The following is a 24,958-nucleotide window of genomic DNA, read 5'->3' on the forward strand; positions in this document are numbered from 1 at the left end:
ACGTGGGGGTAGGGGAGAAATTCCAATCGAACTCGGAGATAGCTGGTTCTCCCCGAAATAGCTTTAGGGCTAGCCTCGAGGTTTAGCATCATGGAGGTAGAGCACTGATTGGGTGCGGGGCCCGCCAAGGGTTACCAAGTCCAGTCAAACTCCGAATGCCATGCATGTATACTCGGGAGTCAGACAGCGAGTGCTAAGATCCGTTGTCAAGAGGGAAAGAGCCCAGATCATCAGCTAAGGTCCCTAAGTGTGTGTTAAGTGGGAAAGGATGTGGAGTTGCGAAGACAACCAGGATGTTGGCTTAGAAGCAGCCACCATTTAAAGAGTGCGTAATAGCTCACTGGTCGAGTGACTCTGCGCCGAAAATGTAACGGGGCTAAACACACCACCGAAGCTATGGCATGTCGTAGTCTTCTCTTTGTCATCGAGCCGTGTGCGGCACCGGGCATTCATCGAAATCAACCTTTAACGGTTATTCAAGGATTTCGATCAAATGCCCAAGCTAAGCACACCGCCACTCGAAGGCGTAGAGAAGACTACGACTTGGGTAGGGGAGCGTTGAATGCGGGTTGAAGTCAGACCGRRAGGACTGGTGGACTGCATTCAAGTGAGAATGCCGGTATGAGTAACGAAAAGACAAGTGAGAATCTTGTCCGCCGAAAGCCTAAGGGTTCCTGAGGAAGGTTCGTCCGCTCAGGGTAAGTCGGGACCTAAGGCGAGGCCGAAAGGCGTAGTCGAAGGACAACAGGTTGAAATTCCTGTACCACCGTAAGCCGTTATGAGCGATGGGGGGACGCAGGAGGGCAAGAACGCGAGCTGATGGAATAGCTCGTCCAAGCAGCAAGACTTGTGTGTAGGCAAATCCGCACACTTTAAGGTCAAGCTGTGATGGGGAGGGAAAATTAYAGTACCGAAGGTTCCGTGCTCACGCTGCCGAGAAAAGCCTCTAGCCAGGTGATGGTGCCCGTACCGCAAACCGACACAGGTAGGCGAGAAGAGAATTCTAAGGCGCGCGGAAGAACTCTCGTTAAGGAACTCGGCAAAATGACCCCGTAACTTCGGGAGAAGGGGTGCCTCGGTAGGGTGAATAGCCCGAGGGGGCCGCAGTGAATAGGCCCAAGCGRCTGTTTAGCAAAAACACAGGTCTGTGCGAAGCCGTAAGGCGAAGTATACGGGCTGACGCCTGCCCGGTGCTGGAAGGGTAAGAGGAGCGGTTAGGGGYAACCCGAAGCTGTGAATTGAAGCCCCAGTCAACGGCGGCCGTAACTATAACGGTCCTAAGGTAGCGAAATTCCTTGTCAGGTAAATTCTGACCCGCACGAATGGCGTAACGACTTGGGCGCTGTCTCAACGAGAGATCCGGTGAAATTTTAGTACCTGTGAAGATGCAGGTTACCCGCGACGTGACGGAAAGACCCCATGGAGCTTTACTGTAGCTTGATATTGAACTTTGGTACGGTCTGTACAGGATAGGTGGGAGCCTTTGAAGCCGGAGCGCCAGCTTCGGTGGAGGCGACGTTGGGATACCACCCTGATCGTATCGGAGTTCTAACCTGTCGCCATGAAACTGGCGAAGGGACCGTGTCAGGCGGACAGTTTGACTGGGGCGGTCGCCTCCTAAAGCGTAACGGAGGCGCCCTAAGGTTCCCTCAGAATGGTTGGAAATCATTCGAAGAGTGCAAAGGCATAAGGGAGCTTGACTGCGAGACCTACAAGTCGAGCAGGGACGAAAGTCGGGCTTAGTGATCCGGTGGTACCGAATGGAAGGGCCATCGCTCAACGGATAAAAGCTACCCTGGGGATAACAGGCTTATCTCCCCCAAGAGTCCACATCGACGGGGAGGTTTGGCACCTCGATGTCGGCTCATCGCATCCTGGGGCTGAAGTAGGTCCCAAGGGTTGGGCTGTTCGCCCATTAAAGCGGTACGCGAGCTGGGTTCAGAACGTCGTGAGACAGTTCGGTCCCTATCTGTCGCGGGCGTAGGAAATTTGAGAGGGGCTGTCCTTAGTACGAGAGGACCGGGATGGACGCACCGCTGGTGTACCAGTTGTTCCGCCAGGAGCATCGCTGGGTAGCCAAGTGCGGGAGGGATAAGCGCTGAAAGCATCTAAGCGCGAAGCCCGCCTCAAGATGAGATTTCCCAATTMGTAAGACCCCTTGGAGAACACGAGGTTGATAGGCTCGGGGTGTAAGCACRGCAAYGTGTGYAGCTGACGAGTACTAATCGGTCGAGGGCTTATCCTAATAAGCCACACAGGCAGTAAGATTCTAATGAACGCTAATTCGTTTCGTATCCGGTTATCAAGGCGCAAGCCTTGAATAGCAAACTGGTTTGGTGATGATGGCAGAGGGGTTCCACGCGTACCCATCTCGAACACGACCGTTAAGCCCTCTAACGCCGATGGTACTTGGACCGCAGGGTCCTGGGAGAGTAGGAAGTTGCCAAGCCAAGTAGAAGAGCACCCAGCGATGGGTGCTTTTTTTGCGTTATCGGGAATTCAGGATACGGGTAATTAGAAGTTCAGGTCGAGCAGCGAGATCTGTTTTTTTGCAGGCGCGGGGCGCTTGCCCATGCCCTCCTTCCCGGTCGACATAGAATGATCGGAGCGAGAAGTCTAGAGGGAATGTTGGTGAGGCCGTGAACATTGCCTTCGATATGTTTTTTGCCCGGACCGAAGCCAGGCGAAGGGGCATCGGAAGATACTCGCACAATCTCATGCACGCCATGATCACTTCGGACACCGAGCATTCTTATTTTTATTTTTACCCCGATCTGACCAAAGGACTTGCGGCGTTGAAGCAGCAGCTGCAGCAATTCCTGCACCGCAACCGCATCGATGTCTACCACATCATGAGTCCTTTCTACCTGTTCCATCTGTCGCCAAGCCAATTCGAGACGTATAAGAACATGATGCCGGAGCGCTCGTGGTTCGGTACCGTACGGGTTGCGGTTACTCTCTACGATGTCATTCCCCTTGTATACGAGCAGCAGTTCTTGAATGACCGGATTCGCCCGGTCTACTGGGAAGCGATCAAGCTGATTCGTTCATGCGACGCGATCTTCGCGATCTCGGAGACGACCAAGCAGGATGCGGCAAGGCTTGCCGGCATCGATCCTGACAAGATCACCGTGATTATGGCGGGCTTGGATCCCGGGTTCGAGGCAGCGGCTGCTTCCCCAAGCAAAGGCGCGGCGAACTATTATGGGATTATGCGCCCCTATGTGATGTGTACGGGAGGAAGCGACCCCCGTAAGAATACGGCAGCGTTGATCGACGCCTTCCTGTCGGTAAATAAGCGCCTGAAGAATACGTATCAGCTTGTCGTCGCATGCTCCATGTCGGAAGAGGAAAAGGCGATTTATCGTGGAAGAGCATCCGTCGGAGGGGATCCGAACGCATTGGTTCTGACCGGCTATGTGCCGGATTCCGAGCTGATCGAGCTTTATAAAGGAGCGAAGCTGTTTGCTTTTCCTTCGCTTTACGAAGGTTTTGGCTTGCCGGTGCTGGAGGCGATGGCTTGCGGGACTCCGGTTCTGACATCCAACAGCTCGTCGCTTCGGGAGATCAGCGGGGACGCAGCCTGCCTGGTCCATCCGGAATCGACGGAGGATATCGCGGAGAAAATGGTGCTGCTGCTGTCTCAGCCGGAGCTCTTGAAGAAGCTGTCCCAACGAGGGTTGAAGCAAGCGGCGAGGTTCACTTGGAGTAAGGCAAGCCGATTGGTGCTTGATACTTATGAGGCGATCGTTCGCCGGAAGCTGGCCGTCGTCGCGCCTGCGGCCGCGCCGTACCCATCTCCTATCGGTCTGCTTCTTCAAGCGGCTCCTTATCTGGTGAACGATTTCGATGTCGATGTTTACATGATAGGAGAGAACGCGCCGGCGGAACGGGACGAAACCGAGGAATGGGAAGACGTTAGGCGTTGCGAGCTCGGGCAGTTCGAACAGCGGGCCTTGTCCTACGATCATATTCTTTATGAGTTCGGCAACGATACCCGATACTTGGCCGCCGTTCCGCTGATGCGCCGATTCCCGGGAGTTGTCGTGCTGGGGAGCAACGACCTGCACGACCTTGCGATCAAGAGTACCTTGGAACGCAATCGATTGGATTTGTATTATCAAGTGTTGGAGAGCGAGTATGGCCGTACGGCTCATCAGAGGTTGGACGATTTACTGAGCGGAAGGACGAAACGGTCCGAGGTTACCGTGAACCGGCATTATATCGGCGGAGCTTATGGGATCGTTGCCTATAGCGAAGCGCAGAGCAGAAGCTTGCTCGCTCAAGGCTATCGGAACGTCATTGCGGCGCCGGTTCCGTTGCCGGAGACGGAATTAACCCGCTGCGACCATAGGGGAGACTTCGTCTTCACCAGCTTCGGTCCCCATTCGAACGCGGAGGATTTATTCCCGATGCTGGATGCGCTGAAGCCGTTGATCGGCTTGAGCGGCAGGAGGCCGATCAAATGCCGGATCGTCGGACCCTTCGCGGAAGGCGTTGAAGAACGTCTTGCCGATCGGATTCGTCTGCTCTCGCTCGCCGGGTCGGCAGAGCTGAGGGAAGCCCCGGCCGACTCGCAGGCGGCGGCATTATTATGGAAGCAGACGAATGCGGCCGTGCAGCTGGAGCAAATCTCCGGCAGCGGATTGAGCTATGCCCCCTACCTGGCGCTTAGCTATGGGGTCCCGCTTATCGCGCGCGAGAACGTCGTTGAGCTGAACGGTCCCGGAGAGCGAATGGCTGCTTATCTGATTCGGGACGATGCCAATAACGACACCCTCGTTCTTAACGCTATGCTGTCATTATACCGCAATGAATCGCTCTGCCAGGAGCTGTCCAGAGAAGCTCAGGCCTACGCCAGAAGAACGTTTACCCCCGCCGCCTACGCGGATGCCATTCGTCAGTCCTTGGTCCGAATGGGCATCGCGGCGCCGGAGCGTTCGGTCGTCTGGCAGTTCAGCATGGCGCAGAACGGAGTTCCTCGAATTACGAAGATTCAAACCGTTTAGCGAAGAAAGGGGGAAGGCTGTTATGCTCATATCCAAGCTATGCGGGGAGAAGGATTTTCTGGAGCCGTGGTTTAGCCGGGGCTGCGGCGAGCTGCGGGAAAGCTTCCGCTATCATCGAAAGCTCTGGGAATGGTGCTACATCTTCGAGGCCTTGAGGGAGAGATCCATGCTTTACCCCTTCCGCAGGGGGCTGGGCTTCGGGGTCGGCAAAGAGCCGTTGACCTCCGTCTTCGCATCTCACGGCTGCGAGATCGTGGCCACCGACCTGGATGTCGCCAAGGCGAAGGAGCAGGGCTGGGTCGATACGAATCAGCATGCTTTGAATGTCGCCGATTTGAACGAGAAGGGCTTATGCGATCCAGCCCTAATGGAGCAATTGGTCACCTACGAGACGGTCGACATGAACCGGATTCCAAGCCGCTACCACGGCAAATTCGATTTTACCTGGTCCTCTTGCAGCTTCGAGCACCTCGGTTCTATCGAGAAGGGCAAGCGCTTCTTGCTCGAGCAGATGAAGTGCCTCCGTTCCGGAGGGGTGGCCGTTCACACGACCGAATACAATCTGTCCTCGAACGAGGACACGCTGGAGATGGAAGTGCTCGTCATCTTCCGGAGAAAGGATATCGAGGAGATGGTCGATTCCCTTCGTCGGGACGGGTATCGGGTGGAGATCGATTATACGGCGGGCAACGGACAGCTGGAGTCGGTCGTCGATATTCCTCCTTTTCACTTCAATCCTCATCTGCGCTTGCAGCTCGGCCAATACGTTTCCACCTCCATCGGCCTTATCATCCAGAAACCGTAGCAGCTTCGTCCTCGTCTACCATCATTTTCGACATGATTCGAACTTAATTGGTTTAATGAACAAACTAAGTTTACAGCAAAAAACAGACCTCCAAGCGGGCTTGGGGGTCTGTTTCCGTGTTCCGGGCTTATCGAACGAGCAGCAGATCGAGATGGACGACGCCATTGAACTTGGCAAGCTCGTCGGGAGTCGTCGGCTCGACCGGGCCGGTACGGGGCACGTTGAACAGCTTGAACCCGCGCTCGACGAACTTCCTCATATAAGGGACCGGGTCGGTCTGGCCCCACAGGATGGGAAGGTACTCCATGAAGATGACCATATTCCCGTTGCGATCGATGATCTCGAACAAGCTGTCCATGATATACGGCTCGCCGCCGTCGATATCGATCTTGATGACATCGGCTTTGAGAGTCGGTCCGAGGTAATCGGTCAGCAGGGCCAAGGGAACCCGGTTCTCGGTGACTCCGTTCAGCTCCGCGAGATCGGGATAGAAGATGCTCGTTCCGCCTTCGCCCATCGTCCGAAGCAGCTTCTCTCCTCGCTTGTTGGATACCATCACCCGGTGGAGCTTGACGTTGCCGAACCCGTTGAGCGTAGCGCTTTTGAGCAGATTGCGGTGGTGGAAAGGATTCGGCTCGAAGGCGTGAACGGTGCCGGTCGGTCCGGTTCGCATCGCGGCAAGAAGAGAGAAGTAGCCGCTGTGGGCGCCGATATCCAGCACGGTCATTCCCGGCTTGACGACCGTAAGGAAGAAGCCGGACAGCCAGGGCTCCCATTCGCCCTCCAGCAGGATCGACAAGCAGACGGGATCGCGCAGGTCGAGCAGCATCGCCGGGCCGTGATTCAGGTTGGTCAACACCGTATGATCGCCCACATAAACATGGGGCCGGCTTAAATTCAACATGGGAAGCTCCTCCTAGGTTCAGATGGCGAGAGGCTCGGCGGCGGTCAACAGCAGCTTGGGCGCCCGAATCTGGCAGACGGAATCGTTGTGCTTGTAGAGGCGCAGCTCGACTTCCTTCTCGGGAGACGCCAGGGTGATCCGGTCTTGGATGCTCCCGCTCTGCACGACGGGACGACTCCACAGCACTTTGTGGCCGGAATCGGCGGTCAGCTCGAAGGTGAAGCGCCCATGCCCGTCCATGACAAGCTCGGCTTCCAGCAGATATGTCCGCGCAGGGAGGGTCAAATAGGGACCGTAGAAAACATAGCCGGACGAATGCGCGGTGAGCTTGCCTTCGACGTTGTAGCCGTTCGGGCGGATAAAAGGGAGTGTGTATAGGCTCCCGACGGTGACGGGCGGGTAATAGTCCAGCCGGGCGTCGCTCTTCGTCGATTCGGGACGGCCCGCACGCCTCAGCTTCTTCATTCGAATCGCGGCGATCCCGTTGGCGAAGACGAAGGGATTATCGAATCGGGTCTCGGCAAGCTCCTCCCGTTCGCATTGAACCCAAGCTTGCTTCGGAGCGTCGAAATGCATCTCCATGTCCAGCTTGCGGAAGTAGGAGACCTTCATCGCGTCCTCGGGGATTCCGTAACGGCACGCCGCCAGATCCAGGTAATCCCCGCTGAATTGAATGAGCCAGCCCAAGTCCATCAGCTTGCCGAAGGGGACGGTAACGAGCGCTTCGCCTCCTTCTTCGAGAAGGTCGTAAATATGGCGCAGCGCCCTCAGGGGGGCTTCGCGGTCCCCGCGTTTCTGCTCCCCGTATGCATGCTGCCCCACGTGCTCGATGGTGGAGATGCAGACGATGGTCGAATGCTTGGCGGAATAGTCGAACAGGTCGACGTTGACGACGCCTGCGGCCTGCTCGAACTTGTCGATGACGATCCGGTTGAGAAGAGAAGAGTTGGCCGCAAGCAGCGGCTTGTAATAGTTCAGGACGTTGCCGATCTCCAGGAACGAGACCTGCTGGCCCGCATTCCGTTCCTCAAGAAAGTCGATGGCCAACGGCAGCTCGATGGCTCTCTCCGAACAATTGTTGTACGGAATCCGATTGTACGGGAGCGCTTTGCGATCGTGCAGAAAATAATTAAACAGCTCCATTCCCGCTATGCCCATAAGTCCGCCCCATTCTGTTTGATGAGAAGTTCGTTCTACCGAAGAGAGCCCTGCCTCGGGAGGCGATTCCGCTCTTGGCAGACTCCAGTAATGAAGTATATGCGGACGGGATGGAAGCGCATGGACGAATATCGGCAGTTCGCGAACCGGGCACGGTCGTTTGTCTCAAACGAGCCGGGACTTCGCCCCATATACTGGATCAATCGGCGCGAAGGAGGAGAGGCCTTGAACTGCACCGGAGTGCATTGGCTCGGTCCCGTATACGACATGGGAGGCTACGGGAACGTCTCCCGCAATTACTTGCGCGTCCTGGAATCGATCGGCGTTCCCGTGCTGATCGAGTCCCATGGGGGCGAGCTTCACCGATCGGAGATCGGAGAGGATACTTACCAATGGATCCAGAGACTCTCGACGACCAGTATCGGGGATCGCGTCGTAAGCGTCCGTCACGGCGTGCCCTCCCAATTCGAAGTGGCGAACGAGCGGGTAAGGCCGCGCAAGAGGGTCGGCTTGACGCTGTTCGAGACCGATCGTCTGCCGCATGGCTGGGCGGAGCTCTGCAACCGGATGGATGAGGTATGGGTGCCGACCCGCTTCAACGAGCACACCTTCGCGGCAAGCGGGGTGGCGCCGTCCAAGCTCCGCGTGCTCCCCTACGCCTTGGAGGCGACAAGCTTCTATCCGGGCATCGCCTCGAACAAGGTGAGCTTTTCTCCCCCGCTGCGGGGATTCTCCTTCCTCTACGTATTCGGATTCGATTACCGGAAGGGCTTCGATCTCCTGATCGATGCGTTCTGCCGCGAGTTCGACCGGAACGAGAACGTGTCTCTCGTCCTCAAGGTGTACGTGCACAGCGGCTACCGGGAGGAGAGGGTCATGAAGGAGCTGAGGCAGTGCGTCCCGACGGATCGGCTGTTCGGGCAGATCTTTATCATTCTGGAGCCCTTCGACGGGAAGCAGCTCCTCGACCTGTATCAAGCCTGCGATGCTTACGTCTCGGTCGACCGGGCCGGTTGGGGCATGCCGGCCATGGAGATGATGGCGCTCGGCAAGCCGGTCATCGGGTTGAACTGGGGCGGGTACACGGAATTCATGGATGAGACGAACGGCATTCTGATCGAGCCGGAGCCGGAATTGGTTGCCGTGGACGCTCGCCTTCAGAGAGATCGGCCCGAATATTACCTTCACCACCGCTGGGCCGAGATCACTCCCGCCAAGGTGGGAGCCGCGATGCGGCGAGTTTATGAGGATGAGCCGCTGCGAGCCCGGATCGCGCGGAAAGCCGCATTCGACATTCACATGGGGTTCTCCATCGAAGCGGTCGGGGTGCGAATGCGAGAGCTGCTTGAACGAAACTAGGCTTCGGGCAGGGGGTGATCGTCCATGCCGGCTGGATGGGCCGTCCATACAATAGGAGTGCAGTTGCACGAGCGGATCGATCGATCCCGATTCGGAGGAGAGCGGAATGAAATTCGTGATCATGGCGGGAGGCAGGGGGAATCGGCTATGGCCGCAGAGCGCGGAAGGACGGCCGAAGCAATTCCACGCCTTGCTGTCGGATGAAACGATGCTCCAGACGACCTATCGCAAACTGGCTTCCCGAGTATCCGAACAGCGGATATACGTGGCGACGGCCGCCCTTTATCGCAGCTTGGTCCGAGAGCAGCTGCCGGAGCTCGCGGAGAATCGAATGATCATCGAGCCGACGCAGAGGGATACCGGTCCATGCGTCGCTTTGTCCGCCTTGCATTTTCTTCAGAGACAAGACGACGAGGTCATGGTCTGCCTGCCGTCGGACCAGAATATTCCGGATGTGGACGCCTTATTGGAAGCTTTGACCCTTGGGGAGGAATTCGCGGGGGCTTCGGGCCATATCGTCACTCTCGGAGTCGTACCGAGCCGCGGAGAAACCAGCTACGGCTACATTCAGTCGGAGCTCGGCTCCGCTCCGGGGCATATCTCCAAAGTAAAGGCGTTCATCGAGAAGCCGGGCGAGGAACGGGCCGGACGGCTGGCAGACACGCCCGATGTGTACTGGAACAGCGGAATCTTCGTCTGGAAGCCGTCGGCGATCATGCGAGAGATGAAGCTCCATCAGCCCGAGATGTGGAAGGCTCTGGCCGATGCAGGCGGCAAGCTGGAGGAAGTCTACGCGAGCTTGCCGAGAATCTCGGTCGATTACGCCATTCTGGAGAAGAGCGACCAGCTCTACACGATACCGGTGTCCTTCGCCTGGGACGATATGGGACGATGGACTTCCCTCGCGAGAATCAAGGAAAAGGATGCCGAAGGCAATATCGTTCAAGGAGATATTGCGGCGAGCGAGAGCTCGGGCAATATCCTTATCTCGGACCGTACGGCCATCGTGATCGGGGTTCAGGATCTGATCATCGTATCCTCCCCTCAAGGGCTGCTCGTCTGCGCCAAGTCCAAGGAGTCGTCCCTGAAGGCCATCGTTCAGCAACTCGAGAATCGCAAGGAGGGATCGCGGGAATGAAGGCGCTGATCACCGGAATCACGGGGTTCGTCGGCAGCCATCTGGCGGAGTACCTGCTGAGTCGCAAGATTGAGGTCGTCGGAACCGTGCGCAACCGCAGCCGCATGGATCATATTCGTTCCATCGAGAGAGAAATCAAGCTGGCGGAATGCGAATTGAGAGACCCGTTCTCCGTCGATTCGCTGATCCGGAGCGAGAAGCCGGACCTGCTGTTCCATCTGGCCGCCCAGAGCTTCGTGCCGACTTCCTGGAATTCGCCGATGGATACGATTCACAACAATATAGCCGGCCAACTGAATCTGATGGAGGCAATCCGTAGACACGGGCTCGGCACGAGAATCCAAATTGCGTGCTCAAGCGAGGAGTACGGACACGTCAATCCGGAGGAGACCCCGATCAAGGAGACGAATCCGCTCCGCCCGCTCAGTCCCTATGCGGTGAGCAAGGTCGCCCAAGACTACATGGGCTATCAATATTACCGCAGCTACGGTCTGCATGTCGTGCGGACGAGAACCTTCAATCATACGGGTCCCAGGCGGGGAGAAAACTTCGTTACGTCCAACTTCGCCAAGCAGATCGCGGATATCGAGAAGGGCAAGAAGCCGCCGATCCTGTACGTGGGCAACCTGGAGGCGAAGCGGGACTTCACCGACGTCCGGGACGTCGTGCGCGCATATTGGCTGGCGCTCGAACACGGGATTCCCGGAGAGGATTACAATATCGCCTCCGGCGAATGCCATACGATCTCGGATATGCTGTCGCTGCTCCTGTCGCTGAGCACGGCCGAGATCGAGGTTCGCACGGATCCGGAACGCCTGCGTCCCTCCGATGTCGAGATCCTGCTCGGCGATTATCGGAAGTTCCACGAGGCGACGGGCTGGAAGCCGGAGATTCCGTTCCGGCAGACGATGACGGACCTTCTCCAATACTGGCGGGAACAGCCTTAACGAATAAGGAGGGGGCGCAGGCGACATGCATGCGATGTGCACCATCATAGCGAAAAATTATTTGGCCCATGCGCGGACCTTGGCGCAATCGTTCCTCCAGCATCATCCTTCGGGCAAGGCTTTCGTTCTTCTGACCGACGAGGGGGAAGGGCATGTCAACGACCAGGGAGAACCGTTCGAGTGGATCTCCGTTCGGGACATCGGCTTGCCCGACGCGAATGCGCTTCGGTTTCGATACACTCTTCTGGAGTTCAACACCGCGGTTAAGCCTTTTCTCATGGACTACTTGATTCGCCAGCGCGGAGCCGACAAGCTGGTCTACTTCGACCCCGACATTCTCATCCTCCAGAGAATGGATGAGCTGTTCCGCCTTATGGATCGGACGTCGATCGTCCTAACCCCTCACATACTCGCGCCGATGCCGGATGATCGCCTGTATCCGTCCGAGAAGGACGTGCTGCAGGCCGGCGTCTATAATCTCGGGTTTATCGCCGTCACGAACACTCCCGAAACGCTCCGCATGCTCGCTTGGTGGAAGGAGAGGCTGCTCGTCTATTGCCTGGCCGAGCCGGAGAACGGCTACTTTGTCGACCAGCGATGGATGGATATGGCGCCGGCGTTGTTCGAGGGCGTTCATATCGAGAAGTCGCCCGGCTACAACGCGGCTTATTGGAATTTGCACGAACGGGCGATCGCCTATGAGGACGGAATGTTCCTCGCGAACGGCAAGCCCTTGTCGTTCTATCACTTCAGCGGCTTCACGGCCGATCTGAGCCGGATCTCCAGGCACTCGAACCGCTACGAATGGCCGGCCTTTCCGAACCTGCGGGCCTTGTTTCAGCTCTATGCCAACCGTCTGGCGGCGAATGGGCACGCACGCTTCTCTCAGCTGCGCTATACGTACGGCTTCTTCGACAACCAGGTGAGGATCCCGCCGATCGCCCGCTCGATCTACCGCCAGCTCGGACACGGCGCGCAGCGCTTCGGCAACCCCTTCTCTACTTTAACTCCCGACGGCTTCTACCAATGGCTGTTCTTCCCGCAGCAGACGCCGACCTTCCTGCCTCGCCTTCTGAATGAGATCTACGAGAGCAGGCCGGATATCCGCCGGGTCTTCCCCGATCCCGCCGGGACCCAGAGGAAGCCGTTCCTGAAGTGGGCGAAGGAGTTCATTCCGATCGAATACGGAGTGGATTCCGCCGTATGGAATCCGGTCATGGATGCCGCCGCAACCCGCTAAAGGGCGGGAAGCCGTCAGGCAAGGAAGGAGGTCGAACAGTTATGGGGACGACGAACGCCGCTGCGGGCTACAAGCTTCCGGGGACGAATCTGATCGGCTATGCGCGCTATGAGATGGGGATCGGGGAATCGTGCCGCCTCGCCGCGCGTTCGCTCGAACGCGCCGGCATTCCGTTCGGCGTGTATCCTTTCTCCGGAGGCTGCACCTCCCGCGATGCGGACGTCTCGCTGGAGGCTGCCGAGATCTTCGCTCCCGAATTCGCCTTTAACCTCATGCACGTCAACGCGGACCAGATGCCCGTCGCCTACGACGAGTTGGGACCGGGCTGGTTCAAAGGGCGGTACACGATCGGCTATTGGCACTGGGAGCTTCCGGAATTCCCGGACGAGTATGCGGCGGGCTTCCGTTACGTGAACGAGGTATGGGTGCCCTCCGAATTCGTTGCCCGAAGCATAGCGGCGAAATCCCCGGTTCCCGTCGTTCGCATTCCGCACGGCGTCGAAGTGAACGTCGCTCCGGGAATGACGAGAGGCTGGTTCGGCCTTCCGGAGCGGCGCTTTCTGTTCCTGATGATGTACGACACCTTCAGCTACAGCCCGCGCAAAAATCCGGATTCCGTCATTCAGGCTTTCAAGCAGGCGGTTCTTCAATTCGGGCTTCCGGCCGACCTGGTCATCAAGATGAATAATCCGCAGCCGGGAGAGCTCGGGAGGATCCGCCGGGTAACGGAAGGGATTCCCGGCATTCACCTGATCCACAGAACCCTCAGCCGCGCGGAGACGAACGCGCTTCTGGCCAGCGCCGACTGCCTGGTCTCCCTGCACCGGGCGGAAGGCTTCGGTCTGCCGATCGCGGAGGCGATGGAGCTGGGCAAGCCGGTCATCGCGACGAATTGGTCGGGCAACGAGGACTTTATGACGGAAGACAACTCCGCGCCGGTCCGGTACCGACTAACCCGGATCGGCCGCGATTACGGTCCTTACCGCGCCCATCAGATGTGGGCCGAACCGGATCTGGAGCACGCCGTCTACCTGATGAGGCGGGTCGTCTATGACGAGGAGTGGAGGCGCCGCATCTCCGGGGAAGGGAGAAGAACGATTCGCGGCTTCTTCTCCCCGGAGGCTTCCGGCCGGGCGATGGCGGACCGCCTCGCGCGAATTACGGGCTGAAGGCGGAGGCCAAGCCGAGCGGGGAAACATAGGATGTTAGAGCCGAATCGACGAGCAAGGCGGGGATGTTATCTGCCGCCTGCTTGTTCGTTGCGCCGGATTGGTACGAGCCATCCGCCGCGGCAATCGGAGAGGGTAGCGGGAAGGAGCAAACGGGATGACGTTGGGGGAGCGGTTTAAGAAGCTGCTTCGGCTGGAAGGAGTTCTGTTTATCGAAGAGGCGTACCGCCAGCTTCTGAATCGGGAATGCAACGCCGTCGGCCTGGAGCACCACTTGGCGTTGCTGGGCCAAGGCAAATCCAAATCGGCGATTCTGATCGGCATGCTGATGAGCGAGGAAGCGAAGAGCCGGTTAACTCCGTCCGGCCCCAATAAATAACCGGGCAGTTCGTCTTGAACAAGATGAGGGAGAGGGGGAAGCAGCATGGGCGAGATCGGTCCCGTCGAGCTCGAGATGAGGATGGCCGCCGTTGCCAATCAAGCGTCCAAGCTTCGGGGCGTTCTGTCGGAGGAGGCCGGACGATTCCTGTATCGATGCATTCGGGAACGCGTTCCGGCGGCTATTGCGGTGGAGCTCGGCGGCGGACCGGGAAGGTTCGCCTTATGGGCGGCGCATGCGGTTCGGGACAAGGGGGAAGGAATGGTTTATTCGATCGACCTTGGCGGGGGAGCGGGATCGGCCTCCGTCAAGGGGCGCGTTCTTCGCCTGCTTGATCAAGAGGGCTTGAACCGCTTCGCGATGTCGTTGGAAGGAACCAAGGCGGACCTGGCGGGCCAGTGGCCGGCGGGAATCGGAATCGGAGTCCTGTACTTAGGCGAAGAGCTGGATGAGCGGGCAGTTCGGGAGGCGGTCTCCCGCTGGGGAGAGCACGTGGCGAACGGCGGCTATATCGTATTCGCCCGGGACGCGGGGCCGAAGGAATTAGTGGGAAGTTGCTCTTACGTACGGGAGGAGGAAGTTCCGGCTGAAGCGGGAGGAGCCGCGCTGTCCGTGCTGCGCAAATGCATGCCCGCTGAGTCGACTCTGCAGGATCGGATCGCGGATCTGCTTGCGCTGGAGGGCGAGAGCTTCCTATCGGAGCTGTACCGGCAATTTCTCGGCAGAGAACCGGACCCCGCCGGTCTCGCGTACCACCTGCACCGGCTGCGGATCTCCGGGTCCAAGCTGGATAGCCTTCTGACGATCCTTATGAGCAAGGAAGCGGGAATCATGAGCATGGGCTAAGCTTCGGCGAGCCAGGTGCAGATGGGGACGAATTGAGATAAGATAGGGGGAAAATGGAAAGCAGGTGTCCCGATGATCATCCGACAGCTCGAAGCGAGCGACTTTGAACGGCAAACGGAATTATCCGAATTCGCCTTCCAATACAAGACCCTTCCCGAGGAACTGGAAGCCCGGAGGCAATCGTTCCGGCCGGAAGAGAGCTGGGGCGCTTTCGACGAGCGGGATCGTCTCCTCTCCAAGATGATTCTCCTCCCCCTCGAATGCTGGGTGGGCGGCAAGCCGCTGAAGATGGGCGGAGTCGCCGGAGTGGCGACCTGGCCGGAAGCTCGCCGCTCGAATTGCGTCGCCAAGCTGCTGACTCATTCGCTTGAATATATGAAGGACCAGGGACAGACGATCAGCATGCTCCATCCTTTCTCGATCCCGTTCTATCGGAAGTTCGGCTGGGAATTCACCATCGAGCAGAAGAAGTACGAGATCGATATGGCGCAGCTTCCTAAGCGCAAAGATTCGCCGGGCCGCATGGAGACGATCCCGAAGAAAGGCGAGCTGCTGAACGAGCTGTATGAAGCGTTCGCTTCTGCCTACAACGGTGCCTTGAAGAGGTCGCCGGATTGGTGGGCGAACCGAATGCTCTCGAAGCCGGGGCGGGTATCCGTCTGGTCGAACGAAAGCGGATCCACTGAGGCGTACGTTTTATATGAAGTCAAGGAAGGCGTTCTGACCGTATTCGATTGGGCCGCGTTGAACGAAGAGGCCCGCAACGCGCTATGGGCATTCCTCGCCAACCACGACTCGATGGCGAAGACGATCCGCATCTGCGTTCCGGCGGACGACGCGCTTCCTTTCCTGCTGCCGGATCCCCGTTGCGTCAAGCAGGAGACTCATCCCTACTTCATGTCCCGCGTGGTCGACGCCGAGGGGCTGATCGGGCAATATGCCTTCAACGAGTCCGAGGCTCGCGACGAGTTGACGCTTCGGGTAAGCGATGAATACGCTCCGTGGAACGACCGAACGTTCCGGATCGCGTTCGAGAAGGACGGGACGGCCGGCATGACGCCGACGGAAGACGACGCCGAAGCGAGCTGCCATATCCGGACGCTGACGGCCATGCTGCTGGGCGGGCGCAGGCCGGAATGGCTGCTTCGCGGCGGGCAGCTCTCGGGAAGCCGGGAAGCGGCAAGGAAGCTCGAACGGCGGATTCCCGTCATCACGCCGTATTTGCCGGATTTCTTCTAAACGAAGCGGCAGGGGAGGACACCGGTCCTTCCCTGCCGCTTTTTTTTTGGAGTTTCGCGGCAAAAATCCGAATCGGAGACCTTCGGTGCGGTTAACTCTGCCGGCTTGCTCGCATATAAAGTGTTACCCTGCGAATAAGAGGTCGAGGAGGGTTGCGTACCCTATAAAATGCGCGTCATTGGTCTATACTTGTACTGTCGGCAGCGGCGATCCAGCTGCGGCGGCAATGATACTTCCTGTCATAGGAGAGGTCGTTCGCGGCTTGGATTCGACCACTTGGCAATTCGTGAGAAAGTGTTTATAATGGGGATATAGTCAAAGAAAGTCAAAGTCAAAATCAGAGCCGATCATACGGTCACAGCCGCGCTCGGGAAGGGAGGTCGGTCGATGCGCAACATTTCGGATCTGATTGAACAATATCTAAAGCAAATTCTGTCGGGAAGCCCGGGAGGGGCGATCGAGATTCAACGCAGCGATCTCGCGGAGAAGTTCTCCTGCGTCCCGTCCCAGATCAATTACGTGATCAGCACCCGCTTCACTCTCGAGAAAGGGTATTACGTCGAGAGCAAACGGGGCGGCGGCGGCTATATTCGCATACAGCGCGTCGATCTGCCGAACCTGGCTGCCGTACAGCGGCACATCCAGATGTCCGTCGGCGAGCAGATCGATCAGACCGCCGCGGAAGGCTTGATCTATCAACTGGAGGAAGCCCGATACTTGACGGCCCGCGAGGCCAACCTGCTCAAGGCGGCCATGTCGAGGGATACGCTCCAGCTCAAGCTGCCGCTGCGGGATGAGATAAGGGCGAAGCTGCTCAGGGCCATGCTGGTGGCCTTGTTGGCCAGGTAGCGTCAGCGAGGAGAGAGGAGGGTTCACGATGCTTTGTCAAGAATGCGGCAAGAGGCAAGCGACGCTTCATTTTACGAAGATCGTCAATGGAGAAAAGGCGGAGCTGCATATTTGCGAATCGTGCGCGCGGGAGAGAGGGGAGTTGATCCCCGGGACCTCGAGCGGGTTCTCGATCCACAATCTGCTGTCCGGCCTGCTCGACTTCGAGAATCCGAACGCGGGGACCAAAGCCCCCGTTCTCCGCTGCGAGACGTGCGGGATGACCTATACGCAATTCAGCAAGGTGGGCCGATTCGGCTGCAGCCAATGCTACAAGAACTTCGCCGATCGCTTGGATCCTCTGCTGAAGAGGGTCCACGGCAACACCGTCCACGTCGGGAAGGTTCCGAAGCGGGCGGGAGGCCAGTTCAAGACGAAGCGGGAGATCGAGCGCTTGAAGAAGGATATGCTCGGGCGAATCGAACGCGAAGACTTCGAGACGGCCGCCCAGCTTCGGGATCGCATCCGGGATCTCGAGAAAGAGATCGGCGGCTGACGGAAGAAGCGGCGACGCTTCATTGAGAAAGGAGGAGGATACCCGATGACCAAGCCGGATTTCGCCGAACACGCGCTCAGCCCGTGGATGAGAAAAGAAGGCCCGGACAGCGATGTCGTGCTAAGCAGCCGGATCCGGATTGCCCGCAATCTTCGTTCGTTCCCGTTCCCTATGCTGGCAACGCCCGCCCAATCGGAGGGGGTCGTCGAACAGCTGCTGGGCATCGCGGAGAGCGGCAGGCTTAACGGGCTAGGCCCGATTCATACCTATCATTTAAGCGACCTGACGGAGCTGGATAAGCTGGTCCTGGTCGAGAAGCATCTGATCAGCCCGGCCCTTGCGAGCGAATCCCGCAACGGCGCCCTGATCCTCACCCGGAACGAAGACGTCAGCATCATGATCAACGAAGAGGATCACCTTCGAATCCAATGCTTGTATCCGGGCTTTCAGATCAAGGAAGCGTGGGAATACGCCAGCAAGATCGACGACATCTTCGAAGAGGGCGTCGACTTCGCCTTCGACGAGAAGCATGGCTACCTGACCAGCTGCCCGACCAACGTGGGCACCGGCATTCGCGCCTCGGTCATGATGCATCTGCCGGCGCTGGTGCTGACGGGACAGATCAACCGGATTCTCTCCGCCGTCACGCAAGTCGGCTTGGCCGTTCGCGGCATTTACGGGGAGGGCAGCGAAGCGACGGGCAACCTGTTCCAGGTGTCGAACCAGATTACGCTCGGCCAATCCGAGAACGAGATCCTCGACAACCTCTACGCGGTAGCCCGGCAGATGATCGGCCACGAGAAGGCGGCCAGGGAACGCCTGATGGCGGAATCCCGGCCGCGGCTCGAGGACCGGGTGGAGCGCTCCTACGGCATTCTATCGCATGCGAGGATCATGGATTCCAAGGAAGCCGCCCAGCGGCTGTCAGACATTCGGCTCGGCATGAATCTGGGCCTGCTGCCCGGCCTCGATCAGCCGACGCTGAACGAATTGATCGTCTCGACGCAGCCCGGGTTCCTGCAGCAGGCGTTCGGAGAACCGCTCAACCCGGAGCAGCGGGACATGACGAGAGCGGAGATTATTCGTTCACGACTGGCAACCTGAGCTCAAATGTTCTATTCTATCTCTATAGGGGAGGTGTTGTCTCATGATGTTCGGAAGATTCACCGAACGGGCACAGAAAGTGCTTGCTTTGGCTCAAGAAGAAGCAGTGAGACTGGGACACAATAATATCGGCACGGAGCACATTCTGCTCGGATTAATTCGAGAAGGCGAGAGCATCGCCGCCAAGGCTCTTATCGCTTTGGGCCTTGGGCTTGAGAAGATTCAAGACGAGGTGGAATCGTTGATCGGCCGCGGTCAAGAGCAGCCGACCAATATTGCTTATACCCCTCGCGCCAAGAAGGTCATCGAACTGTCGATGGACGAAGCGCGCAAGCTTGGACACACTTATGTCGGTACCGAACACATCCTTCTCGGCCTGATCCGCGAAGGAGAGGGCGTCGCCGCCCGCGTTCTGAATAACCTGGGCATCAGCCTGAATAAAGCGCGCCAGCAAGTGCTTCAATTGCTGGGGAGCAGCGAGAGCGTGTCGCCGAACCACGGTCCTTCCGCCAACGTCAGCACGCCGACGCTGGACGGCCTGGCGCGCGACCTGACCGCGAGCGCCAGAGACAACCATATCGATCCGGTTATCGGCCGTCAGAAGGAGATCGAGCGCGTCATTCAGGTTCTGTCTCGCCGGACGAAGAACAACCCGGTGCTGATCGGGGAACCGGGCGTCGGCAAGACGGCTATCGCCGAAGGCCTGGCGCAGAAGATCGTCAACAACGAGATTCCGGAGACGCTTCGCGACAAGCGCGTCATGACGCTCGATATGGGCTCCGTCGTCGCCGGCACGAAGTACCGCGGCGAATTCGAAGACCGCCTGAAGAAGATCATGGATGAGATCCGCCAAGCGGGCAACGTCATCCTGTTCATCGACGAGCTGCATACGCTCATCGGAGCGGGCGGCGCCGAAGGCGCAATCGACGCTTCGAACATCTTGAAGCCGGCGCTTGCCCGCGGCGAGCTGCAGTGCATCGGCGCGACGACGCTGGACGAATACCGTAAGTACATCGAGAAGGACGCCGCGCTCGAGCGCCGCTTCCAGCCGATTACGGTCGATCAGCCGTCCCCCGAAGAAGCGGTTCAGATCCTTCACGGGCTTCGCGACCGCTATGAGGCTCACCATCGCGTGAAAATCACGGACGAATCGATCGAAGCGGCCGTCAAGCTGTCCGATCGCTACATTACCGACCGCTTCCTTCCGGATAAGGCGATCGACCTGATCGACGAGGCAAGCTCGAAGGTGCGCTTGCGCTCCTACACGATTCCGCCGAACCTGAAGCAGCTGGAGCAACGCCTCGAGGATATCCGCAAGGAGAAGGATGCTTCGGTTCAGAGCCAAGAGTTCGAGAAGGCCGCGGCGCTGCGCGATACGGAGCAGAAGATCCGCGAAGAGCTCGATGCGACGAAGAACCAGTGGAAGGAAAAGCAAGGCCGCACCGATTCGGAAGTCACGCCGGAGGATATCGCCCAAGTCGTCGCAAGCTGGACGGGAATTCCGGTCAGCAAGCTGGCGGAGGAAGAAACCGAACGCCTGCTGAAGATGGAAGAAATCCTGCACGACCGCGTCATCGGGCAAGAAGAAGCCGTCAAGGCCGTTGCCCGCGCAGTCCGCCGCTCCCGCGCCGGACTGAAGGATCCGAAGCGTCCGATCGGCTCGTTCATCTTCCTCGGCCCGACCGGCGTCGGCAAGACGGAGCTGGCCCGCGCCCTGGCGGAAGCGATGTTCGGAGACGAGAACGCGGTGATCCGCATCGACATGTCGGAATACATGGAGAAGCATTCCACCTCCCGCCTCGTCGGAGCGCCTCCGGGATACGTCGGCTACGACGAAGGCGGCCAGTTGACGGAGAAGGTTCGCCGCAAGCCGTACTCGGTCGTTCTGCTGGATGAGATCGAGAAGGCGCATCCGGAAGTGTTCAACGTTCTGCTGCAGGTGCTCGAAGACGGCCGCCTGACCGATTCGAAGGGCCGCACCGTCGACTTCCGGAACACGCTGATCATCATGACGTCGAACGTCGGCGCGGATCAAATCAAGCGCAATTCGACGCTGGGCTTCACGGCCGCACAGGATGCGGGACGCGATTACGCCGTCATGAAGGAGAAGGTGCTGGCGGAACTGAAGAAGTCGTTCCGTCCGGAGTTCCTGAACCGGATCGACGAGATGATCGTCTTCCATCCGCTCGAGCAAGAGCACATTGCCCGGATCGTCACGCTGATGGCCGACGAGCTGCGCAAGAGACTCGCCGAACACGAAGTCGAGTTCGAGCTCACCGATTCGGCGAAAGCGTTCCTCGCGAAGGAAGGCTTCGATCCTCAGTACGGAGCGCGTCCGCTGCGCCGCGCCATCCAGAAGCACATCGAGGATCGCCTGTCCGAGGAGCTGCTGCTGGGCAAGATCCAGAAGGGCCACAAGCTGGTGATCGACGAGCAGGACGGCGCCCTCGTCGTCAAGATGAAGGACGAAGTCGGCACGACCACAGCTTGATAAGAGTTAACCGAAGGGGTGGCGCGAGCATTCGCGCCATCCCTTCGCATGTTCACCAAACGGGAGGGCGGGCCATACCCTATAGCAAATCCGATGGCTGAGAGGGGAAGTCCGATGTACGGTAGGCGCCGCAAGTACATTCCCTGGAGACAGCCCTTCTTGCTTCTGATAAGCGGGATCGGATTCGTTCTCTTGCTGCTCATCCTGAGCAAAATCCTGTTCGTGCTGTTCTACTTGTTCGGAGGCGTCCTGCTCATTGCCATCATCCTATGGTTTCTGTGGAGATGGTGGCTGTGGTATCGATAGCTTCCGCCACGGGGATTGTCTCATTAAGAGGCGATCCCCGTTTTTTTGAGCCAATCGACAATCCTCCCATCGGAGCATTTTACCCTGTTAGCCGAACATGGTACACTTTTAGTAATGAATTCTCGAGGGGACCGATATGGCCAAAATCAAGATTAAATTCGTATGCAACGATTGCGGAACCGAATCTCCCAAGTGGATGGGCAAGTGTCCGGGCTGCGGAGCCTGGAACACCATGACGGAGGAGACGGAGACCGTCACCAAAGCTCCCGTGGGACGAAGCGAGATGCTTCGCACGAAAGAAAAGCCCGCATCGATCATAGATATTGATAGCGCGCGCGAACCGCGGATTTCTACCGGTCTTGACGAATTGAACCGGGTGCTCGGAGGCGGGCTCGTTCCCGGCTCGCTCATGCTCGTCGGAGGGGATCCGGGAATCGGGAAGTCGACCCTGCTGCTGCAGACCTCGAATTCCCTCGCGCGGCAAGGACTGAAGGTTCTGTACGTATCCGGGGAAGAATCGGTTCGCCAGACGAAGCTTCGGGCCGACCGATTGGGCACTCTAAGCGATAAGCTGTTCGTGCTGTGCGAGACGAACCTGGACTTCATCGAGGAGGCGATCACCTCCGTGGATCCGGACTTCCTGGTCATCGATTCCATCCAGACGGTTTATCGCCCGGACGTTCCCTCGGCCCCGGGCAGCGTCGCCCAAGTAAGGGAATGCACGACGCAATTCATGCGCATCTCCAAGATCAACGGCGTGGCTACCGTGCTCGTCGGCCATGTAACCAAGGAGGGCGCCATCGCGGGACCGCGCATGCTCGAGCATATGGTCGACTGCGTGCTGTATTTCGAAGGAGAACGGCATCATACTTATCGATTGCTTAGGGCCGTTAAGAACCGTTTCGGATCGACGAACGAGATCGGAATCTTCGACATGACCGAGGACGGCCTTCGGGAGGTAACGAACCCTTCCGAGCTGTTCCTGTCCGAGCGCCCTCTTGGCGTGTCGGGGTCCTGCGTCGTCGCCAGCATCGAGGGAACCCGTCCGGTGCTTGTCGAGATGCAGGCTCTGGTCGCGCCGACCAGCTTCCCGTCGCCGCGGCGGATGAGCTCGGGGCTTGACCATCAGCGGATCTCGCTGGTGATCGCGGTATTGGAGAAACGGATGGGCATGTTCCTGTCCAATCAGGATGCCTATGTGAACGTGGCCGGCGGCGTCCGGCTGGATGAGCCGGCGGCCGATCTCGCGGCCGCGGTCAGCATCGCGTCAAGCTTCCGCGATCTGCCGACGAAGCCGTACGACGTTATCTTCGGAGAGGTCGGCTTGACCGGGGAAGTACGCGCGGTATCGCGCGCGGAGACGCGGGTGAAGGAAGCGCTGAAGCTTGGCTTCAAGAGGGTCATCCTGCCGGAGCAGAGCATCAAGGGCTGGCAGCCGCCGGCCGGGATCGAATTGATTCCGGTGAAGAGCGTGGCGGAAGCGCTGAAGGCAGCGTTGGAATGAGGGGGTGCAGCAGAGAGATGAAAGAGAACAAAGACAAAGAGCAACAAGCTCAAACCATGAACCAATTGTTGCAGATGGTTGCGCCTGGCACGCCGTTTCGAGACGGATTGGAGAACGTTCTGCGCGCCAAGACGGGCGCATTGATCGTAGTCGGATGCACTCCGGAGATCATGGAGGTCGTAGACGGAGGCTTCGGCATCAACTGCGACTTCAGCCCGAACTATCTTTACGAATTGGCCAAGATGGACGGAGCCATCATTCTCAGCGAGGATGCGAAACGCATTCTCTACGCCAATACCCAGCTGATTCCGGATTCTTCGATCTCCTCGATCGAGACCGGGATCCGGCACCGCACGGCGGAGCGGGTGGCGAAGCAGACGGGCAAGCTCGTCGTCTCCATCTCGCAGCGGCGCAATATCATTACCTTGTATCAAGGCAATCTGCGTTACTCGCTCAAGGAGACCGGCGCCATCCTGACGAAGGCCAATCAGGCGATCCAGACTCTGGAGCGATATCGCGCTGTCTATAATCAAGCTCTTACGAACCTGGCGGCCCTCGAGTTCGAGGAGCTCGTCACGATGCATGAGGTCGCTTACGTGATCCAGCGTTCGGAGATGGTGCTCCGCTTCAAGATGGAAATCAATCGCTACGTGCTGGAGCTGGGCAACGAAGGACGCCTCATCAACATGCAGATGGTCGAATTGGTCGGATCGGCGGAAGAAGAAGCGCGGCTCATGCTGAAGGATTACGCGAGGGATCCAAGCGACGACAAGATCAAAGAGATCCAAGCGACGCTGCGGAAGCTGACGTCGGAGGAACTGCTGGACACGAATTACCTCATCCGCCTGCTGGGCTATACCTCGATCAGCTCGCTCGCGGAAGACGGCTTCCATCCGCGCGGTTATCGGCTGCTGAGCAAGATCCCGAGATTGCCGAGCGTCATCATCCACAACCTTGTGGAGCGCTTCGGTTCTTTCCCTCACATGATGATGGCTTCCATCGAAGAGCTGGACGAAGTGGACGGAATCGGGGAAGTACGGGCGCGGTCGATCAAGGAAGGGCTCAAAAGAATCCAAGATCAGGTGTTTATTGACAGACAGATTTAACGGGTCTAGAATGAATGAATGACATTTTGCGCCTAGGACTTCGTGAGCATAAGACGAATACGCATTGAAATTCTTTTTTTTATTTTGCTTCGGATGGGCATAGTAAAGTCGAGGTGGATCTATGATCACAAAATCCATACCGAACTTATTTACGGTGGGCAACCTGTTTCTCGGCGTTCTCTCCATCATTTTGGCGTTTAACGACCGGGCGGATGGCGCTGCGCTGCTGGTGATCATCGCCATGCTCCTGGACGGCCTGGACGGCCGAGTCGCGCGCGCTTTGAACGTACAGAGCGAATTCGGCAAGGAACTGGATTCGTTGTCGGACGTCATCTCGTTCGGCGTCGCTCCCGCATTCATCATGTATCAAGCTGCGTTCTCGACGGACGTCAGCGAACCGCTCGCCTGGATCATAACGGCGATCTTCCCGATCTGCGGCGCTCTGCGGCTTGCCAGATTCAACGTCATCGAGGGAATACCCGGATACTTCATCGGCCTGCCGATTCCGGCCGCCGGCGGCGTGCTCGCCACGCTTGCGCTCTTCGACAAGGACGTGAACGTTTACCTTCTGCTCCTTGCCACGCTGTCGCTGTCGTATCTGATGGTCAGCAATATCAAGTACCCGAACTTCAAGAAGCTGGGCTTGCCTCGCGCGGCGATCTGGGCGGTGCCTCTCGTGGTGGCGGCGGCCGTTATCCTGGCGTTCATGTTCCCGAGGGCCATTCCGAAGTTCATTCTTGGGCTTCTGCTCCTCTATGCGCTGTGGGGGCTAAAAAAAAACGTTGACCGTCTGGTCGTCATTCGCCGCAAGAAGCGGTCGCGGGAAGAGAACCCGCGTTCCAAGCATAGCGCGTAGCAACGCAGCAACAC

The 24,958-nt window shown here is 58.3% G+C and carries 20 protein-coding genes and 2 rRNA genes (1 of these 22 running past the window's edge); 20 read left to right on the forward strand and 2 right to left on the reverse strand.

The features are described 5' to 3' along the window. The 4 genes from ELR57_RS23180 to ELR57_RS23195 form a co-directional block, all read left to right on the forward strand. Positions 1–2,245 (forward strand): 23S ribosomal RNA (locus ELR57_RS23180) (it extends 812 nt beyond the left edge of the window). An 87-nt stretch (positions 2,246–2,332) separates the two neighbouring features. Next, positions 2,333–2,449 (forward strand): 5S ribosomal RNA (gene rrf / locus ELR57_RS23185). A 190-nt stretch (positions 2,450–2,639) separates the two neighbouring features. After that, positions 2,640–5,009 carry a glycosyltransferase gene (locus ELR57_RS23190; RefSeq protein WP_126961470.1) on the forward strand — a complete coding sequence of 790 codons (2,370 nt, stop codon included), beginning with the start codon at positions 2,640–2,642 and terminating at the stop codon, positions 5,007–5,009. A gap of 22 nt (positions 5,010–5,031) precedes the next feature. Further along, entirely contained in the window at positions 5,032–5,814 is a 783-nt protein-coding gene (locus ELR57_RS23195) for a methyltransferase domain-containing protein (protein WP_126961471.1), read from the forward strand. 127 nt (positions 5,815–5,941) lie between these two features. Here ELR57_RS23195 and ELR57_RS23200 read toward each other — a convergent pair whose 3' ends face one another. Then, positions 5,942–6,718 carry an FkbM family methyltransferase gene (locus tag ELR57_RS23200; protein ID WP_238162664.1) on the reverse strand — a complete coding sequence of 259 codons (777 nt, stop codon included), beginning with the start codon at positions 6,716–6,718 and terminating at the stop codon, positions 5,942–5,944. Positions 6,719–6,736: 18 nt separating this feature from the next. After that, positions 6,737–7,876 carry a hypothetical protein gene (locus ELR57_RS23205; protein WP_126961472.1) on the reverse strand — a complete coding sequence of 380 codons (1,140 nt, stop codon included), beginning with the start codon at positions 7,874–7,876 and terminating at the stop codon, positions 6,737–6,739. Positions 7,877–8,101: 225 nt separating this feature from the next. Between ELR57_RS23205 and ELR57_RS23210 the strand changes: the two genes are divergently transcribed. The 16 genes from ELR57_RS23210 (at position 8,102) to pssA (ending at position 24,944) form a co-directional block, all read left to right on the forward strand. Next, a complete protein-coding gene (locus ELR57_RS23210) occupies positions 8,102–9,235 on the forward strand; it encodes a glycosyltransferase family 4 protein (protein WP_126961473.1) in 1,134 nt (377 codons plus the stop codon). A gap of 106 nt (positions 9,236–9,341) precedes the next feature. Beyond that, on the forward strand, positions 9,342–10,373 hold the full coding sequence (locus tag ELR57_RS23215; RefSeq protein ID WP_126961475.1) for a mannose-1-phosphate guanylyltransferase: 1,032 nt from the start codon (positions 9,342–9,344) through the stop codon (positions 10,371–10,373). Continuing rightward, complete coding sequence (locus tag ELR57_RS23220) at positions 10,370–11,320, forward strand: GDP-mannose 4,6-dehydratase (RefSeq protein ID WP_126961477.1); 951 nt, start codon at positions 10,370–10,372, stop codon at positions 11,318–11,320. The genes ELR57_RS23215 and ELR57_RS23220 overlap by 4 nt, the downstream gene beginning before the upstream one ends. A 34-nt stretch (positions 11,321–11,354) precedes the next feature. Continuing rightward, the gene (locus ELR57_RS23225; RefSeq protein WP_126961479.1) at positions 11,355–12,560 is read left to right on the forward strand and encodes a glycosyltransferase family protein; all 1,206 of its coding nucleotides are present in this window, start codon (positions 11,355–11,357) and stop codon (positions 12,558–12,560) included. Between the two features lie 41 nt (positions 12,561–12,601). Beyond that, positions 12,602–13,729 (forward strand): glycosyltransferase family 4 protein, encoded by a 1,128-nt coding sequence (locus tag ELR57_RS23230; protein WP_126961481.1) that lies wholly within the window; start codon positions 12,602–12,604, stop codon positions 13,727–13,729. 157 nt (positions 13,730–13,886) lie between these two features. Continuing rightward, a complete protein-coding gene (locus tag ELR57_RS23235; protein WP_126961483.1) occupies positions 13,887–14,108 on the forward strand; it encodes a DUF4214 domain-containing protein in 222 nt (73 codons plus the stop codon). 45 nt (positions 14,109–14,153) lie between these two features. Beyond that, positions 14,154–14,954: a class I SAM-dependent methyltransferase gene (locus ELR57_RS23240; protein ID WP_126961485.1), complete on the forward strand. Its 801-nt coding sequence runs from the start codon at positions 14,154–14,156 to the stop codon at positions 14,952–14,954. 72 nt (positions 14,955–15,026) lie between these two features. Continuing rightward, complete coding sequence (locus ELR57_RS23245; RefSeq protein ID WP_126961487.1) at positions 15,027–16,193, forward strand: GNAT family N-acetyltransferase; 1,167 nt, start codon at positions 15,027–15,029, stop codon at positions 16,191–16,193. Between the two features lie 387 nt (positions 16,194–16,580). After that, positions 16,581–17,042 (forward strand): CtsR family transcriptional regulator, encoded by a 462-nt coding sequence (locus ELR57_RS23250; RefSeq protein WP_126961489.1) that lies wholly within the window; start codon positions 16,581–16,583, stop codon positions 17,040–17,042. 28 nt (positions 17,043–17,070) lie between these two features. Continuing rightward, entirely contained in the window at positions 17,071–17,577 is a 507-nt protein-coding gene (gene mcsA, locus ELR57_RS23255; RefSeq protein WP_126961491.1) for a protein-arginine kinase activator protein McsA, read from the forward strand. A 45-nt stretch (positions 17,578–17,622) separates the two neighbouring features. Further along, complete coding sequence (gene mcsB, locus ELR57_RS23260) at positions 17,623–18,681, forward strand: protein arginine kinase (protein ID WP_126961493.1); 1,059 nt, start codon at positions 17,623–17,625, stop codon at positions 18,679–18,681. 43 nt (positions 18,682–18,724) lie between these two features. After that, positions 18,725–21,172, forward strand: a complete 2,448-nt coding sequence (gene clpC, locus ELR57_RS23265; protein WP_126961495.1) for an ATP-dependent protease ATP-binding subunit ClpC — start codon at positions 18,725–18,727, stop codon at positions 21,170–21,172. A gap of 114 nt (positions 21,173–21,286) precedes the next feature. Continuing rightward, entirely contained in the window at positions 21,287–21,478 is a 192-nt protein-coding gene (locus ELR57_RS23270) for a hypothetical protein (protein WP_126961497.1), read from the forward strand. 136 nt (positions 21,479–21,614) lie between these two features. After that, positions 21,615–22,982: a DNA repair protein RadA gene (radA, locus tag ELR57_RS23275; RefSeq protein ID WP_126961499.1), complete on the forward strand. Its 1,368-nt coding sequence runs from the start codon at positions 21,615–21,617 to the stop codon at positions 22,980–22,982. 17 nt (positions 22,983–22,999) lie between these two features. Further along, positions 23,000–24,088 (forward strand): DNA integrity scanning diadenylate cyclase DisA, encoded by a 1,089-nt coding sequence (disA, locus tag ELR57_RS23280; RefSeq protein WP_126961501.1) that lies wholly within the window; start codon positions 23,000–23,002, stop codon positions 24,086–24,088. Positions 24,089–24,209: 121 nt separating this feature from the next. Continuing rightward, positions 24,210–24,944, forward strand: coding sequence for a CDP-diacylglycerol--serine O-phosphatidyltransferase (pssA, locus tag ELR57_RS23285; RefSeq protein WP_126961503.1), 735 nt, complete (start codon positions 24,210–24,212; stop codon positions 24,942–24,944). The last annotated feature ends 14 nt before the right edge of the window (positions 24,945–24,958 follow it).

Origin of the sequence: Cohnella sp. AR92 (assembly GCF_003990975.1) — a bacterium.
Taxonomy (GTDB): Bacteria; Bacillota; Bacilli; order Paenibacillales; family Paenibacillaceae; genus Cohnella.